General features: G+C 71.1%; 14 protein-coding genes and 1 pseudogene. 9 read left to right on the plus strand and 6 right to left on the minus strand.

What is annotated here, in order from left to right; genetic code table 11:
* Window positions 1-95 precede the first annotated feature (95 nt).
* A complete protein-coding gene (locus ACZ7LU_RS25135) occupies window positions 96-455 on the minus strand; it encodes a hypothetical protein (RefSeq protein WP_398302380.1) in 360 nt (119 codons plus the stop codon).
* A 349-nt stretch (window positions 456-804) separates the two neighbouring features.
* On the opposite strand from ACZ7LU_RS25135, the gene ACZ7LU_RS25140 reads away from it, so the two are divergent.
* Both ACZ7LU_RS25140 and ACZ7LU_RS25145 read left to right on the plus strand, forming a co-directional pair.
* Window positions 805-1,167 carry a YybH family protein gene (locus tag ACZ7LU_RS25140; protein ID WP_398302381.1) on the plus strand — a complete coding sequence of 121 codons (363 nt, stop codon included), beginning with the start codon at window positions 805-807 and terminating at the stop codon, window positions 1,165-1,167.
* A 71-nt stretch (window positions 1,168-1,238) separates the two neighbouring features.
* Window positions 1,239-2,798 (plus strand): MFS transporter, encoded by a 1,560-nt coding sequence (locus tag ACZ7LU_RS25145; RefSeq protein ID WP_471918077.1) that lies wholly within the window; start codon window positions 1,239-1,241, stop codon window positions 2,796-2,798.
* Window positions 2,799-2,821: 23 nt separating this feature from the next.
* On the opposite strand, the gene ACZ7LU_RS25150 is transcribed toward ACZ7LU_RS25145, so the two are convergent.
* Window positions 2,822-3,721, minus strand: a complete 900-nt coding sequence (locus tag ACZ7LU_RS25150) for a LysR family transcriptional regulator (RefSeq protein WP_471918078.1) — start codon at window positions 3,719-3,721, stop codon at window positions 2,822-2,824.
* A 273-nt stretch (window positions 3,722-3,994) separates the two neighbouring features.
* Here ACZ7LU_RS25150 and ACZ7LU_RS25155 point away from each other — a divergent pair, with 273 nt between their 5' ends.
* The 3 genes from ACZ7LU_RS25155 to ACZ7LU_RS25165 all read left to right on the plus strand — a co-directional run bounded on the left by ACZ7LU_RS25155 (window position 3,995) and on the right by ACZ7LU_RS25165 (window position 6,438).
* The gene (locus ACZ7LU_RS25155) at window positions 3,995-4,555 is read left to right on the plus strand and encodes an adenylyl-sulfate kinase (RefSeq protein WP_398302387.1); all 561 of its coding nucleotides are present in this window, start codon (window positions 3,995-3,997) and stop codon (window positions 4,553-4,555) included.
* Window positions 4,556-4,690: 135 nt separating this feature from the next.
* Window positions 4,691-5,479: a class I SAM-dependent methyltransferase gene (locus ACZ7LU_RS25160; protein ID WP_398302389.1), complete on the plus strand. Its 789-nt coding sequence runs from the start codon at window positions 4,691-4,693 to the stop codon at window positions 5,477-5,479.
* 53 nt (window positions 5,480-5,532) lie between these two features.
* Entirely contained in the window at window positions 5,533-6,438 is a 906-nt protein-coding gene (locus ACZ7LU_RS25165) for a sulfotransferase domain-containing protein (protein WP_398302391.1), read from the plus strand.
* Window positions 6,439-6,534: 96 nt separating this feature from the next.
* Here ACZ7LU_RS25165 and ACZ7LU_RS25170 read toward each other — a convergent pair whose 3' ends face one another.
* Complete coding sequence (locus ACZ7LU_RS25170) at window positions 6,535-8,514, minus strand: serine/threonine-protein kinase (RefSeq protein ID WP_471918079.1); 1,980 nt, start codon at window positions 8,512-8,514, stop codon at window positions 6,535-6,537.
* A gap of 139 nt (window positions 8,515-8,653) precedes the next feature.
* Between ACZ7LU_RS25170 and ACZ7LU_RS25175 the strand changes: the two genes are divergently transcribed.
* The 3 genes from ACZ7LU_RS25175 to ACZ7LU_RS25185 all read left to right on the plus strand — a co-directional run bounded on the left by ACZ7LU_RS25175 (window position 8,654) and on the right by ACZ7LU_RS25185 (window position 10,679).
* Window positions 8,654-9,247 carry a TetR/AcrR family transcriptional regulator gene (locus tag ACZ7LU_RS25175; protein ID WP_398302395.1) on the plus strand — a complete coding sequence of 198 codons (594 nt, stop codon included), beginning with the start codon at window positions 8,654-8,656 and terminating at the stop codon, window positions 9,245-9,247.
* 99 nt (window positions 9,248-9,346) lie between these two features.
* Window positions 9,347-9,877 (plus strand): cupin domain-containing protein, encoded by a 531-nt coding sequence (locus ACZ7LU_RS25180; protein WP_468090877.1) that lies wholly within the window; start codon window positions 9,347-9,349, stop codon window positions 9,875-9,877.
* Window positions 9,870-10,679, plus strand: a complete 810-nt coding sequence (locus ACZ7LU_RS25185) for an SDR family NAD(P)-dependent oxidoreductase (protein ID WP_471918080.1) — start codon at window positions 9,870-9,872, stop codon at window positions 10,677-10,679. Before ACZ7LU_RS25180 ends, ACZ7LU_RS25185 begins: the two co-directional genes overlap by 8 nt.
* A 36-nt stretch (window positions 10,680-10,715) precedes the next feature.
* On the opposite strand, the gene ACZ7LU_RS25190 is transcribed toward ACZ7LU_RS25185, so the two are convergent.
* The 3 genes from ACZ7LU_RS25190 to ACZ7LU_RS25200 all read right to left on the minus strand — a co-directional run bounded on the left by ACZ7LU_RS25190 (window position 10,716) and on the right by ACZ7LU_RS25200 (window position 13,721).
* On the minus strand, window positions 10,716-11,405 hold the full coding sequence (locus ACZ7LU_RS25190) for a LuxR C-terminal-related transcriptional regulator (protein WP_471918081.1): 690 nt from the start codon (window positions 11,403-11,405) through the stop codon (window positions 10,716-10,718).
* Window positions 11,369-12,721: a sensor histidine kinase gene (locus ACZ7LU_RS25195; protein WP_471918082.1), complete on the minus strand. Its 1,353-nt coding sequence runs from the start codon at window positions 12,719-12,721 to the stop codon at window positions 11,369-11,371. The genes ACZ7LU_RS25190 and ACZ7LU_RS25195 overlap by 37 nt, the downstream gene beginning before the upstream one ends.
* A gap of 184 nt (window positions 12,722-12,905) precedes the next feature.
* Entirely contained in the window at window positions 12,906-13,721 is an 816-nt protein-coding gene (locus tag ACZ7LU_RS25200) for an alpha/beta fold hydrolase (RefSeq protein ID WP_471918083.1), read from the minus strand.
* A 256-nt stretch (window positions 13,722-13,977) separates the two neighbouring features.
* On the opposite strand from ACZ7LU_RS25200, the pseudogene ACZ7LU_RS25205 reads away from it, so the two are divergent.
* Window positions 13,978-14,682, plus strand: a pseudogene (locus tag ACZ7LU_RS25205) (response regulator transcription factor); the annotation flags it as partial.
* Window positions 14,683-14,985: the final 303 nt, after the last annotated feature.

Consider the following 14,985-nt stretch of genomic DNA (forward strand, 5'->3'; position numbering starts at 1 on the left):
CGTCCGTCTGTTGCCTGGATTGATGCTCGAATGGTTACCCGACGATTTTTCCTGTGAAAGAACCAGGGCATTGGAACCGGGACTATTCAGGAATGTCAACACCGTTCCACCTCCAGGTTCTTACCCGTGAAAGCGGGGCCGAGGGCCTGGAGCGTGGCCAGTTCGTACAGGCCCTCGACGGTGCCCTCGGCCTCGAAGGTGGCGCGGACGTCCGGTGGCCGGCCGATCAGCGCGAGGGCGGCGTTCGGCGGCATCTCGTCGAGCGGGGGCCGCTCGTTCTCCCAGAGCATCATCGCGCCCCACCGGTTCTGCTCGCGGTCCGCGAAGTAGATCTTCAGCCGCAGGCCGGGCACCTTGGTCCACCGGTCCAGCGTGTTCTCGCGCAGGTGTTCGCGCATGGTCTCGATGGTCTGGGGCGTCCCGTCGAGGTGCCACCAGGCGACGTCGACCCTCATCGGGAATCTCGCACGGCGTGATGGAGCATGCGCAGGGTGTGACTGGTCATGGGTGCCTCCGTCTTCGGCGGGAGGGGATGTGACCTCAGTGGGGATCCTCAGGGGGATGTGAAGCCAGTGAGCGTACGACTCACTCGGCGCGGGCGCGGGGGTGGCGACTGAGGAATTCCTCAGTCGCCCGGTCACTCGTCGGTCGCTCACCGGTCGCTCGCGGGCCGCCCGCCGGTCGCGCGGCCGCGAACCAGATCCATTGCTTCTGGCTGCCAGAAGTAAGGGGAGTTGGACGCGCCAGTTCCGCGCGGCCAAGCTTGTCGGTGCTGGAAATCAGCTCTGAACGAGAGGCCCCCCTGTGTCCGAATATGAGAAGGCCTACAAGCCGGAAGACATCACGCGTCTGTTCGTCGAGCGCGCCAACAAGGGCGACGCGGCCGGCGTCGCGGAGCTCTACGCGGAGGACGCGGTCGTCGCCTTCCCGCCCGGGCAGATCACCCAGGGGCGCGAGGCCATCCGCAAGCTGTGGGAGATGGCGATGACGCGGAACCCCAAGTTCGAGCCGGAGGAGCCCCTTCCGACTCTGATCAACGGTGACATCGCGCTCACGTCCACCCCGCCGAAGGACGGCACGGGCGCCCGCGCCCAGGTGGTGCGCCGCCAGCCCGACGGCTCGTGGCTGCGGATCCTCGACCAGCCCGAGTTCATCCAGCCCAAGTAAGCAGTCGGCGACGGCCGGCAGTCGGCCCGGCCGACGCGTATACGCCATAAGAAGTGTGGGGGAGAACAGTCATGGCCAAGCGATGGTGGACGTTGGTGGTCGTCTCCGCGTCGACCTTCATGATCCTGCTGGACGCCACCATCGTCACCGTCGTGCTGCCGCAGATCCAGAGCGGACTCGACACCAGCTTCGCCGACGCGCAATGGGTGGTCGACGCCTACTCGTTGACGCTCGCCGCGATGCTGCTGGTCGGCGGCTCGCTGGCGGACCGCTTCGGCTACCGCAAGCTGTTCCTGGTGGGGCTCGGTGTCTTCACCGTCAGCTCGCTGTTCTGCGGCATCTCCTCCACACCTCTCATGCTGATACTGTCGCGCGCCGCGCAGGGCATCGGCGGCTCCGTCATGTACGCCACGTCGCTTGCGCTGCTCGCCCGGAACTTCACCGGGAAGGAGCGGGGCGTCGCGTTCGGCATCTGGGGCGCGGTGACGGGCATCGCCACCGGACTCGGGCCTGTCTTCGGCGGGTTGATCGCCAGCAACATCAGCTGGCGCGGCATCTTCCTCGTCAACGTGCCCATCGGTCTCCTCGCCATCGCGGTGACGCTGTGGCAGGTCGACGAGTCGCCGATGCGGCGCAAGCTGCGGCTCGACTGGCCGGGCTTCGTCCTCTTCACCAGCGGCCTGGTCGCGCTGATCTACGGTCTGATCCGGGCCGGCGAGACCGAGTGGGGCAACACCGACGTCGTGCTGTGGCTCGGCGCGGCGGCCGTCCTGCTCGTCGCCTTCCTGATCGTGGAACTCCGCTCCGAGCAGCCGCTGTTCGACCTTTCGCTGTTCCGTACGCCGACGTTCGTCGGTGGCTCGATCGCCGCGTTCACCATGAACGGCTCGCTGTTCGCGATGCTCCTCTACCTGGTGCTCTACCTGCAGAACGGGCTCGGCTACTCCGTCCTGGAGTCCAGCGTGCGGCTGCTCGTGATCAGCGTGTGCGCCCTGGTCGCGTCGACCATCGCGGGCCGGCTGAGTGCGAAGGTGCCGGTGAAGTGGCTCATCGGCCCCGGGCTCTTCCTCGTCGGCGCCGGCCTGCTCCTCATGTCGGGCAACGACGCGTCGAGCAGCTGGACGCACCTCATCCCGGGCTTCGTCATCGCCGGTATCGGCAGCGGCGTCGTCAATCCGCCGCTCGCGTCGACCGCCGTCGGCGTCGTCACGCCGGACCGGTCGGGCACGGCCTCGGGCATCAACATCACGTTCCGCCAGGTCGGCATGGCCGCCAGCATCCCGGTGCTCGGCTCCATCTTCACGGCGTCGCTGCACGACGACGTCATGCGGAACCTGTCGGGCATCCCCGAACTCGCGGGCAGTGCCCCGGGCATCGCCGCGGCCGTCGAACACGGGGACGTGTCCGGCCTCGCCGAGAAGGTGCCGGCGCCGCTGCGGGACCAGGTGGCCACCGCCCTCCACTCCGGCTACGCCGAGGCGCTGAACGACCTGCTGATCATCACCGGTGTCCTGGCCCTGGTCGGAGCGGTGTTCTCCTTCTTCCTGATCCGGGCCAAGGACTTCCTGGCCGCCAAGCCGCCGCCGCAGGAGACCGGGGTCGAAGCCGGTGAGCCGCAGCCGGTGAAGTGAGACCGGACGGAGCGGGACGCTCGTCAGACCGAGCCGTCCCGCTCCTGGATGCGGTCGAGCGCATGCTGGATGACCGCCTGCGCCGCCGGGTCGATCGTCCGGTCGTCCGGCCACGCCAGATACAGCCGCCCGTGCATGTCCGGGTCGCGGAACGGGACAAGGCGGAGGTCGTCACCGGCTGACCGGACCGCCCCGCGCGGCAGGATCGCCACACCGAAGCCGCGGGCCGCCATGTCCACCAGGACCTGGGGGTCGCTGGCCGAGAAGGCGATGGGCGCGTCGATCCCGGCCGTGGCCAGGGAGATGTCGAGCTGCCGGCGGGTGCCGCTGTCGCCGGGCAGCGAGATCAGCTGCCGGGACGCCAGTTCCTTGAGCAGCACGGAGTCCCGGTCCGCGTGCTCGTCGTCCGCGCGGAGCACCGCGACGAGCGGGTCGGCGAGGACGACCTCGGTCCGCAGGAAGGCCGGGGGTTCGACGCCCATGCCGAGGAAGGCCATGTCGAGTTCGCCGTCCTTGAGCGCGTCGACGAGGTCGTCGGTGCTGCCCTGGCGCAGCGCGATCTCCACCGTCGGATGGCTCGCCTGGAACTCCGCGAGCATGCCGGGCACGTCCAGCGACGCCACCACCGTCACCATGCCCACGCTCACCCGGCCCCGCAGCAGCCCGGCCACCTGGTCGACGGCGAGTCTGGCGTTGCGTACCGCCGCCAGCGCGGCCTTGGCGTAGGGGAGCAGGGCCTCGCCCACGGCGGTGGGGCGGACCGTGCGCCCGGACCGGTCGAGCAGTTCGTACCCGAGTTCCCGTTCGAGGCGGCGGATCTGCGCGCTCACTCCCGGCTGGGTCACATGGACCCGGGCCGCGGCCCTGGTGAAGTTGCCGTCCTCCACGACAGCGACGAAGTACTCGAGTTGGCGTATCTCCATAACTGACCGATCTAGGCTTCAGTACGAACAGATATTGGACGCCCGGTAAACGCCGGGACAATACTGACGGGGTCGCTCGGAAAGTAAGGAAAGAGCGGCCATTCAACGGTCAGTCAGCGGCCTTTTTCACGGGGATACTCGGAATTTTCTGAGTAATGCATGCCGAATGCGCGTGCCAAAATTTTCTGAGGAACTTTACAGCAGCGCGGTCGGGCTGTGAAGAGTTCATCCGCGGCGAGCGGGCCACCGTACGTCCACTGAGGGGAGTCATCCATGGGAACCACAGGAATTGGAGGCGCCGATTCCGGCGGCGCGGTCATCTGGGTGACCGGGCTTGCCGAGGCCGGCAAGACGACGGTCGCCCGTGAGCTGGTCCGTCAGCTGGTCCAGCGCGGCAAGCAGCCGATCCTCCTCGACGGCAACGAGGTGCGGACCGCCCTGGGCATGATGACCCACGGTTTCGACCGGGAAAGCCGCATAAAGACATCCATGACCTATGCGCGGCTTTCCCAGCTCCTCGCCGAACAGGGGCATCTCGTCGTGGTCGCGACCATCTCGCTGTTCCACGAGGTGCAGCGGCACAATCGCGAGAACCAGCCCGACTACTTCGAGGTGCTGCTCGACGTGCCCGTCGAAGAACTCAAGCGGCGGGACAGCAAGGGCGTCTACAGCGGGAACGACGCCAAGGACGTGGTCGGCATCGGGCAGTCCGCCGAGTTCCCCACCCACCCCGACCTGGTCGTCACCAACTACGGCGACGTCGACCCGAAGGCCGCGGCCACCATGATTCGACTCGCGCACGAGGAGCGTGTGCCTTCGTCGGCGGTGGCGTGACCCGCGCCTATTTCATGAGCGCGTATTTCATAAACCCCGTAAACCCCGTAGGCCCCGTAAACCCGTAAGTCCCGGGAACCTCGCCTTTTCCGGGCGTTCTAGTTTTCACGTAGATATTAAGGAGCTGTGCCTCGCATGACGACGTCGACCAAGCTCAAGCACGGAGATTTCACCGACCTGGCGAAGGACTACTCGAAGTACCGTGAGGGTTACGCGACCTCGGTGCGGGACGCGCTGATCGGCCTGGTGGGCCGGCCGGCCGCCGAGCTCGACGCCGTCGACGTCGGCGCCGGCACGGGCCTGTGGACCCGCATCGTCGCGGACGGCGGATTCCGCTCGGTCACCGCCGTCGAGCCGAACGACAACATGCGCGCCGAGGGCATCTCCGACTCGGAGGGCTACTCGATCACCTGGCGCGCCGGCAAGGGCGAGGAGACCGGGCTCCCGGACGAGTCGGCCGACCTCATCAGCATGGCGTCCTCGTTCCACTGGGTGGACTTCGAGGTGGGCACCGCCGAGTTCTGCCGGGTCCTGCGGCCGGGCGGCTGGTTCGTCGCGCTCTACAACCCGCGGCTGATCGAGGTCAACCCGGTGCTCGTGGACATCGAGAACGAGCTCAAGCGCCTGATGGGCGAGCGCAAGCGGATCACCTCGGCGCACCCGCAGATGATCAAGGAGCTGTCGGACAAGTTCAACGCCAGCCCGCGCTTCGACGACGTCGTCGTGCTGGAGGGCCGGCACTCCGTCGAGCAGACCATCGACCACTACATCGGCCTGTGGCAGTCCGTGAACGACGTGCGGGTCCAGCTCGGCGACGCCAAGTTCGAGCAGTTCCTCGACTACATCCGCGAGCGCCTCGCGGACGCGGAGAAGCTCGAGGTCACCTACCTGACCAGGGCGGTCGCGGCGCGCGCCAAGAAGTAAGCCGAGAGACAGGGCCGCTGACCCGCCCTGAGCCGACAGACAGGATTTCTGACATGACCGAGGACTCCGTCCGGGAACTGCGTCCCGACGAACTGGCCCGCCGCAGCGCGCGCCTGCTGGGCGAGAACGACATCGTCGTGGCCGGCGACCCCGGGTCCGGCCAGGCGCTCGTGGCCAACATCGTGTTCGAGCTGGGCTTCGACTACCTCGACCCGTACGTCGAGTCGCCCGACGAGGCGGACGGCGCGGCCCAGTCGGTGGAGAGCCGTCTCGACTACTACCGGCAGCGCCTCGCGGCCACCTCCGAGAAGAGCCAGGCCGCGCTGGACAGGGCGGCGAGCGGGGCCGTGCCCAAGAGGTTCATCAAGACCCACTTCTACCCCGAGGTGTTCGCCGAGTCCGCGGTGAACAGCGCGATCCTGGTGGTGCGCGACCCGCGCGACACCATCTACTCGTCGTACAAGTGGTTCTCCTCCTTCGGCGGCTCCTGGATCCCGGACGCCGCGGACATGATCGGGAAGCTGACGTACCCGGACTTCCTGGACCGCGTCAGGCTCGGGGACGGAGAGCCCTCGATCCCCGGCTGGGCCCGCTTCTACCGGAGCTGGCTGGAGGCGGCGCCGGAGTTCTCCAAGTTCGCGGTCGTGCGGTTCGAGGACCTCAAGTCGCACCCCGTGGGCGCCATCACCGCGATGCTCGCGGCGCTGGGGCTCGCGGTGCCGCCGGAGGTCGTCGAGCAGGCGGCCGAGCGCAGCTCCTTCAAGGCGATGCGTGCCCGCGAGGACGCGGCGTCCGCCGGTGAGGACGACACCACGAAGAACGCCCGCATCATGCGGCGCGGGCAGGTGGGCGAGTGGCGCGAGTGGATCGGCGAGGGCGACCTGGCCGAACGCTTCGCCCACCCGGGCCTGGTCGCGACGGCGGCCCGTTTCGGGTACGACGCGACGCCGACGCAGTAGGTCTCGTCCCCCCCCCGGGTCTGGGGTCTCCGGAGGGCCCAGCACCGTGGAAAGCCAGGTCACGTGACCCGTGACCTGGCTTTCCCCGTCTGCGGGTCACCTCGCCCAGCGCTGTGACGCCTTGCCGGACTGGCACGTCGACGCGGCCACGCCGCCCCCGTACGCCAGGTCGAGGCAGCCGCCGTTGCTGGTGCTCTTCAGGGTGCCGCCCGAGCCCCAGCGCCAGAGGCGCGCGCTGCCCTGCGTGCAGTCGCCGACGAAGACGGCCTGGCCGAGCATGTTCGCGACCAGGCAGGACCCGGACTGCTTGTTGACCACCTTGAAGCTGTTGTTCTCCGCGCTCACGGTCTTCCAGGAGGCGCTCGGGTCGCCGCAGCTGCCGTCGTCGGCCGCGCCGTAGACCTGGGTGAGGCACGCGTCGTTGTCGGCGTTCTTCAGCCGGAAGGGGCCGGAGGAACCAGAGGAACCCGAGGAAGGGGACGAGGGCGAGCCTCCGGAGCCTGTGCCGGCCGAGTCCGAACCGGAGGAGCCGGAACCGGAGCCGGAGCCCGACGAGCTGCCGTTCGACGAGTCCGAGCCGGACGAGCCGCTGTCCGTGTCCCTATCCCTTTTCCTGTCCCCGGCGTCCCGCGAGCCGGACGTGTCACCGCCCTTGCCGTCGGATCCGTTCTTGCCCCCGGAGCCCGCGGACCCGCTGTCGGCCACGTCCCGCTCCCGGGACGGCTCGCCCTTCGGCTTCTTCGCCGCGGGCTTCGACGCGTCGTCGGACGGCTGCCCCGGTTCGGCGGGTGCCGTGACAGGGGCGGACGGCGTCGAGCCCGACGCGCGGTCCGGCCCGGTGACGTACGGCAGGTTCTGCAGGGCGAGGGTGGTCCCCGCGGCGACCACCACGACGGGGACGGCGGCCATCACGATGCGCGTACGACGCCGTTCGCGCCGCGGCGTCCGGGTGCGGGCGTCGGCCGCGGCGTCGGGGGTGGTGTCCGATACGGGTACCGGGACGGGCGCGGGGGCCGCGGTGGGTGTGGGGACCGGCTCCGGGGCCGGCGGCTCGGGCGGGGTCGCCGGTACTCGCGCGGCGAAAGCGGCCCGCTCGGTCAGCAGCTCGAGGACGGGGCCGGGCCAGACGGGGGAGGCCGAGTCCGACGGGCCGCGCCGCTCGGCGAGTTCCACCAGTTCGGGGGCGGTCGGGCGGCCCTCCGGGTCCTTGTCCAGGCAGGCCGCGACGTGCTCCGCCAGCTCCGCGTCGAGCGCGCGCAGCGGCGCGAGGTCGGGCTCGTCGTGCACGATGCGGTAGAGCGGGCTGCCCTCGCCCGCGTCGGTGAACGGCCAGCGGCCGCTCGCCGCGTACCCGACGAGGAGTCCGAGCGCGAAGATGTCGGACGCGCTCGTCAACCGGCGCTTTCCCGAGGCCTGTTCGGGAGACATGTACGCGGGCGTGCCGACGACGAGCCCCGTCTGCGTCAGCTGGCTCTGCTCGGCGGCACGGGCGATGCCGAAGTCGATGAGGGTGACACCGTCGAGGGTCAGCATGACGTTCGACGGCTTGAGGTCCCGGTGCACCATGTCGAGGCCGTGGACCGCCGTCAGCCCCGCCGCGACCTCCCGCAGCAGCAGCCACAGCGCGTCGCCCGGCAGGGAACCGCCGTGCTGCTCGATGGCCTCGGACAGGGTGATGCCGGGGACGTACGCCGTGGCGAACCAGGGCGGTTCGGCGGTGCGGTCGCTGGCGAGGAGGGGCGCGGTGGCGTCGGCGGGCAGCCGCCCGAGATTGTCCATCTCCTGGCCGAAGCGGCGCAGGAACCCCCGGTCCTCGGCGACGACGGACGCCAGCATCTGCTTGACGGCGGCGAACCGCCCGTCGACGACACCGAGGTACACCCGGCCCATGCCGCCGGCCCCCAGCCGGCCCACCAGCGGGATCGTCCCGATCCGTCGCGGGTCCTGCGCGCGCAGCGGTTCGGCGCCGCTGCCCGTCAGATCGAACCCGTCGCCCCCTTGCGCCCCGCCGGTCCCGCCCGTGCCGCCTGTCCCGCCCGTGCCGCCTGTGCCGCCTGTTCCGCCTGCCCCGTTCACACTCTCCCCGTTCACCGGCCTCCCCGCGGCCGGACCCGCCGCACAGTCTGGCCCATCCATCGGCCGGAGTGGAAGATCTTTCTAGAATCGCGTTCTGGAATCATGTTCCACTTCGTGGGGCTTTACGCTGGTCGGCACGATGAGTCCCAAGCAACAACGCGGCGCGGAAACCGCCGACCGCCTCCTGACCGCGGCCCTGCAGGTGTACGCGGAGTCCGGCGAACAGGGCGTCACCGTCAGCGCGCTCAACAAGGCCAGCGGGGTCAGCCTCGGCAGCCTCTACCACCACTTCGGCAGCGTCGACGGCCTCATGAACGCCCTCCTGCTGCGCTGGCTCGGCCGGCTGCTCGGCGAACTGACCACGGCCGTGGAGCGTTCCCGTACCGCCCGCGGCGGCGTCCGGGCCCTCGTGCGGACCTATCTGACCTTCATCCAGGAGCATCCGGACGCGGCCCGGCTCCTGCACTCCTCCTACGCCGACCGGCTCGGGATGGCGCAGGCCAGACAGCTCCGCGACGCGCAGGAGGCGAGGCTGTCGCCGCTCACCGACTGGGTGCGCCTGCACGTCGCGTCGGGTGAACTCGCCCCGCTCTCCGTGCCCATGGTCGAGGCACTGGTCATGGGGCCCGTCGTGGCGACCGCGCGTCGGTGGCTCTCCGGCATCGACGACGTCGACCTCGACGACGCCGCCCGCGTCCTGCCGGACCGCATCTGGCGCTCGCTCGGCCCGTGAGGCGAGCGAGTCGCGAGGTGAGCCGTGAGATGGGTCGTGAGGCGACCGGAGTGACGTACTCCGCGGTTATGACACGTCCGGGCCGGGGAGCGATCGACCATGGTCGAGACTGGCGAGACTGCTGACGAAGTGGCCGAACGGCACGGGCTGCGCCCGCTGCCGGTCGAGGGCGGACTGTTCCGGCGGATCTGGGCGGGGCCGCCCGACGCGGACGGCCGCCCCGCGGGTTCGGCGATCGTCGCGCTGCTGACCACGGCCGCAGGTGACTTCTCCGCGCTGCACCGCCTGCCCATCGACGAGGTCTGGCACTTCTACGAGGGTGACGCGCTGGAACTCCTCCTCCTCGCGCCCGACGGCACGGACCGGACGGCCGTGCTGGGCACCGGGGGCGAGGTACAGCTGGTGGTCCCCGCCGGGACGTGGATGGGGGCGCGCGTCAGGGCCGGCGGCCGCCACGGGTGGGCGCTCTTCGGGACGACGATGGCACCCGGGTTCGTACCCGAGGATTACGAGGGCGGGGACGCCGAGGAGCTGAGTGCCCGTTATCCGGGGCGCGCCGGACTCATCCGGGAGCTGTGCCGGCCCGGGGAGCCGCTGCGGATGCGGGGAGAGGACGGCGGGGATGCGTGAGGGGACTTCGGCGGGTGACGCGGTGATGCGTGACGAGAGCCTGCCCGGGCTGGCCGGGCGCGTCGCCCTGGTGACGGGGGCGAGCGGGGGCATCGGCGCCGGGGTCGCCCTCCGGTTCGCGCAGGCGGGGGCCGCGGTCGTGGTCCACTACCGGCGCGGCGGGGAGCGCGCCGAGGAACTGGTCCGGCGGATCGTGGCGGCGGGCGGTGACGCCGTCGCCGTACCGGCGGACCTCACGCGGGAGGAGGAGTGCCACCGGCTCGTCGCGGAGGCGCACGCCTGGCGCGGGCGCCTGGACGCGCTGGTCAACAGCGCCGGAATCCAGCCGGTGCGGGAACTGGCGGGCATGACGGCCGACGAGTGGCGGCAGCTGTCCGAGGCGAACGTGACGAGCGCGTTCTGCTGCACGCAGGCGGCCGCCGAGGTCATGGCCGGACAGGACGGTGGCGGCACGGTGACGCATATCGCGTCCATCGAGGGGTCGAACCCGGCCCCCGGTCACGCGCACTACAGCGCGTCCAAGGCGGCCCTGATCATGTTCGCCCGCTCGGCGGCCCTGGAATACGGGCCGCGCGGCATCCGCGTCAACAGCGTCTCGCCCGGCCTCATCGACCGGCCGGGGCTCGCCGACGACTGGCCCGACGGCGTGGCGCGGTGGGGCAGGGCGGCGCCGCTCGGGCGGCTCGGGCGGCCCGAGGACGTCGGCAGCGCCTGCGTCTTCCTGGCCTCGGACGCGGCGTCCTGGATCACGGGGACGGACCTGGTGGTGGACGGCGGGGTGGGGGCGCGGCCGACCTGGTAGGTGCGTCGGCTCGGGCGGCGCGCGCCTTGGCCGGTGTCAGCGGTTCGGGTCCAGGCGGTCCAGGTGGTCCAGGTGGTTCGGGTCCAGGTCCAGATAGGTGAGTACCGCGAGGACGCGGCGGTTGTCGGTGTCCGAGGGAGGCAGGCCCAGCTTCGGGAAGATGTTGCCGATGTGCTTGGCGACGGCCTTCTCGGAGATGAACAGGGCCTCGGCGATCCCCGCGTTGGACCGCCCCTGCGCCAGGCACTCCAGGACCTCCCGCTCGCGTGCGGTGAGCGTCGACAGCGCGGTGTCGCGGGCCTTGCGGCCCAGGAGCTGGGAGACCACCTGCGGGTCCATCGCGGTGCCGCCCGCGGCGACGCGCTCGATCGTGGCGATGAACGCGGCGCCGTTGGAGACCCGGTCCTTCAGTACGTATCCGACCCCCTCGGAGCCGGTGGCCAGCAACTCCTGCGCGTACAGCGGCTCCACGTACTGGGAGAGCAGCAGGACCGGCAGACCCGGCACCCGCTCGCGGGCCGTCACGGCGGCGCGCAGGCCCTCGTCGCTGAAGCCGGGCGGGAGCCGGACGTCGACGACGGCGACGTCCGGCCGCGACCCGATGAGCGAGGCGAGGAGGTCGGGGCCGTTGTCGACGGCCGCCACGACGTCGTGCCCGAAGGCGGTGAGGAGCCTGCTGAGGCCGTCCCTCAGCAGGAAGTGGTCTTCGGCGAGGACAACGCGCACGGCACCTCCAGCGTCACCATGGTCGGTCCGCCGGGCGGGCTGCTCACGGCGAGGACGCCGTCGAAGGTCGCCAGGCGCTGTTCGATGCCGCGCAGCCCGGAGCCGCGGGACGCGTCGGCGCCGCCGTGGCCGTCGTCGGTGACGGTGATGCGGAGGGTGCCGCGGCCGCTGCTGCCGCCCGTGTCCTCGCCGCCGTCCGGGGCGGTCGCGCTCTCGTGGCGGACGTCGATCCAGGCCCGTTCCGCCCCGGAGTGCTTCGCGGCGTTCGCCATGATCTCCGAGACCGCGAAGTAGGCGGCCGACTCCACCGGCGGCTCGGGGCGGCCCGGCAGCTCGGCGACGACCTCGGTGGTGAGGGGGCTGATCATCGCCAAGGACCGTACGGCGTCCACGAGTCCGCGGTCCGCGAGGACGGGCGGATGGATGCCGCGGACCAGGTCGCGCAGTTCCTGGAGGGCCTTGGTGGAGTTCTCGCGGGCCTCGACGAGCAGGGCGCGCACGGCCTCCGGGTTGGACTCCAGGAGGTGTTCGGCGGTGTCGAGCGTCATGCCCATCGCCACCAGGCGGGCCTGCGCGCCGTCGTGCAGGTCGCGCTCGATGCGGCGGATCTCCGCCATCTGCGTGTCGACGGCGGCGGTACGGGTGGTGGTGAGGTGGTCGATGCGGTGCGCCATCTCGGCCATCTCCGCGCGCAGCGCGCTCTCGCTCGGGCCGAGCACGGCGCGCAGGAAGCGCTCGTGCAGCCGGACGGCGCGGGGTGCGGCCCAGAAGAAGGCGAGGGGGAACTGCAGGGCGCCGAGCACCCCCGCGAAGACGGCCGTCGGCCAGTCCTGCACCGGCACGAACAGGTACCAGATGCTGTCCCACTCCTCGGAGAGCCGCACCCCGAACACCGCCGTGACCAGGCCCCACACCCCGCTGAGCACCAGGGCGAGCGGGCCGAAGGCGATCAGGCCGCCGACGCACGCATCGAGACCGACCCAGCGCCGGTCACGCCACACCTGCCCTTCCTTGCCCGCGAGTTGGGCGCGGAGGGCCAGCCCCTGGTTCTTCTCCGGCAGGTCCCGGTACGGCGCGGGGAAGTCCCGGCCCGACCACTCCTCGGCCAGCCCGCGCTGCCGGTCCGCGAGCCTTCGTACGCTCCGCATGGCGGCCGGAAGCAGCCGGGCGCCGGCCGGACCACCGCCGAGAAGCTGTACGTGGGCCACCCACAGGGAGATCCAGAACGCCTTCAGGGACAGGCCCCAGAGGAGAAGGGAGCGTGTGAAGGCGCCACCGGGACTGCTCCCCGTGGGCGTGCGTGGTGGTGTGGTCATGACTTCCCCCTAGCGCCGTGAACTGCGGTTTTCTGTCGCGGCGGCCGTCCGCGGGTTCATTATGGGACGGGGGTGGGGCGGACGTCGGTGGTGAAAACTCCCCTCTTCGGGCCAAGAGTTGCTCGCTCTGGATGGATGGATGTACGGGCGGGCGGACGTGCGGGCGTGCGGGCCTGGCGGATCCTCAGGAGATGCGGGCCAGCCACGCGCGGACGGCCGCGTTGAACTCGTCGGGGCGTTCCAGGTTCGGCATGTGGGCCGCCGACTCGATGACGTGCAGGGCCGAGTCGGGCAGCGCGGCGTGCATCGCCTCGGCGTCGGAGACCGGCGTGAACGCGTCGTCGCGGCCCACGACGACGAGGGACGGGACGTCGACGCGGGTCAACAGGTCGCGGTAGTCGGGGCGTTCGGCCCGGCCGCGCAGGGCGGCGGCCGCACCCTCGGGCGGGGCGTCGAGCATCATGCGGTGGACGTACGCGGATGCCTCCGTGTTGTACGGGGCCACCATCTTGTCCCTTACCTCGTCCGCGTACCCCTTCATTCCCTCGGCGAGGAGACGGTCGGCGGAGGAGTTGCGGGCGACCTTGCCGTCCGGGGTCTCGGCGGCGGGGAAGGTGTCCGCGAGGAGGAGCCCGGTGATGCGCTCCGGGAAGAGGCGGTAGCACTCCATCACGATCTGACCGCCCATGGAGAGCCCGCCGAGTGCGAACTCCCGTATGCCCAGGTGGTCCATGAGGGCGGCGATGTCCTCGGCGAAGGTGGCGAAGCCGGTGGTGCCGGGGACGACGGTGGACTCGCCGTAGCCGCGGAGGTCCGGGGTGATCACGCGGTGGGTCGCGGCGAGTTCGGTGCGCTGCGGGGTCCACATGGAGCGGTCGAAGGGGTGACCGTGGACGAGTACGAGGGGGTGGGGGCGGGTGTTCGGGGGGTTCGGGGTTCCCGTCTCGCCGTGGGTGTCGTCGTAGCCGATGGTGATCCCGTTGAGCTGTGCGGTTGCCATGCGGGGAGGCTAGGCGGGGGGATCGGGCGGTGCAATGAATTACGGGGGCGGATGGGGCAGGGGCGGGCCCATGGGTGCCCCGAGAGGGGCGGAGGCACGCCCATGGGTGTCCCGAGGGGTGTGCCGAGGGTGTCCCGAGAGGGGCGCTTCCGTGGCCGCACCAGTCTGGCGGTCACTTATGAGGATCCTGTCAGGCCGCCGTCCTGATCCCGTTTGGCCGGCCTGAACCGGCCGGGGCATGCCTATCCTCAACGCCATGTGCGCTTTTGTCCTGGTCGCGGAGGACGACGAGAAACAGGCCGAGCTGGTCCGCCGCTACCTGGAGCGCGAGGGTCACTCGGTCGCCGTCGTCCACGACGGTTCCGCCGCCCTCGCCGAGGTGCGGCACCGGCTGCCGGACCTGCTGATCCTCGACGTGATGATGCCGGGCGCCGACGGCCTGGAGGTCACCCGTCTCCTGCGGGACGGGAGCGGGCCGCCCGAGCTCGCGCGGCTGCCGATCCTGATGCTGACCGCCCGCACCACGGAGGACGACCTGCTCGCGGGCCTCGACACGGGCGCCGACGACTACCTCACGAAGCCGTACAGTCCGCGCGAGCTGATGGCCCGGGTACGGACGCTGCTGCGCCGCGCGGGCGGCATCCAGCCGCCGCTGCCGGACGCCGACCGGCGGATCCTGCGCGTCGGCGGCCTCGTCGTCGACCCGCTGCGGCACGAGGTGACGGTCGACGGGCGGCACGTGGACTGCACTCCGGGGGAGTTCGACCTGCTCTCGGCGCTCGCGGGGGAGCCGGACCGGGTCTTCACCCGGCCCCAGCTCCTCGACCGCATCCACGGCTCGTCCGGCTATATATCCGCCCGCACGGTCGACGTGCACGTCCTCAACCTCCGCAAGAAAATCGAATCCGACCCGCGCCGCCCCGATCGCCTGGTGACGGTCTTCGGGGTGGGATACAAGCTGGCGGGTGGGGGTGGGGGTGGGGGTGGGGGTGCGGGTGCGGGTGCGGGTGCGGGTGCGGGGACCGGTGCTGGTGCCGGTGCCGGTGCCGGGGCGGGCGCGGGAGCGGTAACGGGACTGGGGCTGGGAGCAGGTGCGGGACCGGCCGGGGGCGGTTCGGGCTCCGGCGGGGCGGTCGCCCGTGGGGTGGTTGCCGGAGGCGTGGGCATCGGCGGGCCGGGCACTGGCGGGGTGGTCGCCGATGGGCCGGGTGCCGACGGGGTGGGCGCGGGTGGGCCGGGTACTGGCGGGGTGGTCGCGGATGAG

The sequence above is a fragment of the Streptomyces sp. NPDC039462 genome (genome assembly GCF_055639375.1).

Excerpts from the sequence above, each read along its gene's own strand:
- ACZ7LU_RS25165 (WP_398302391.1), top strand. The coding sequence starts at position 5,533 with ATGACCGAGGACTCCGTCCGGGAACTGCGTCCCGACGAACTGGCCCGC.
- ACZ7LU_RS25160 (WP_398302389.1), top strand. The coding sequence starts at position 4,691 with ATGACGACGTCGACCAAGCTCAAGCACGGAGATTTCACCGACCTGGCG.
- ACZ7LU_RS25150 (WP_471918078.1), bottom strand. The coding sequence starts at position 3,721 with ATGGAGATACGCCAACTCGAGTACTTCGTCGCTGTCGTGGAGGACGGC.
- ACZ7LU_RS25200 (WP_471918083.1), bottom strand. The coding sequence starts at position 13,721 with ATGGCAACCGCACAGCTCAACGGGATCACCATCGGCTACGACGACACC.
- ACZ7LU_RS25145 (WP_471918077.1), top strand. The coding sequence starts at position 1,239 with ATGGCCAAGCGATGGTGGACGTTGGTGGTCGTCTCCGCGTCGACCTTC.
- ACZ7LU_RS25135 (WP_398302380.1), bottom strand. The coding sequence starts at position 455 with ATGAGGGTCGACGTCGCCTGGTGGCACCTCGACGGGACGCCCCAGACC.
- ACZ7LU_RS25185 (WP_471918080.1), top strand. The coding sequence starts at position 9,870 with ATGCGTGAGGGGACTTCGGCGGGTGACGCGGTGATGCGTGACGAGAGC.
- ACZ7LU_RS25195 (WP_471918082.1), bottom strand. The coding sequence starts at position 12,721 with ATGACCACACCACCACGCACGCCCACGGGGAGCAGTCCCGGTGGCGCC.
- ACZ7LU_RS25155 (WP_398302387.1), top strand. The coding sequence starts at position 3,995 with ATGGGAACCACAGGAATTGGAGGCGCCGATTCCGGCGGCGCGGTCATC.
- ACZ7LU_RS25175 (WP_398302395.1), top strand. The coding sequence starts at position 8,654 with ATGAGTCCCAAGCAACAACGCGGCGCGGAAACCGCCGACCGCCTCCTG.
- ACZ7LU_RS25180 (WP_468090877.1), top strand. The coding sequence starts at position 9,347 with ATGGTCGAGACTGGCGAGACTGCTGACGAAGTGGCCGAACGGCACGGG.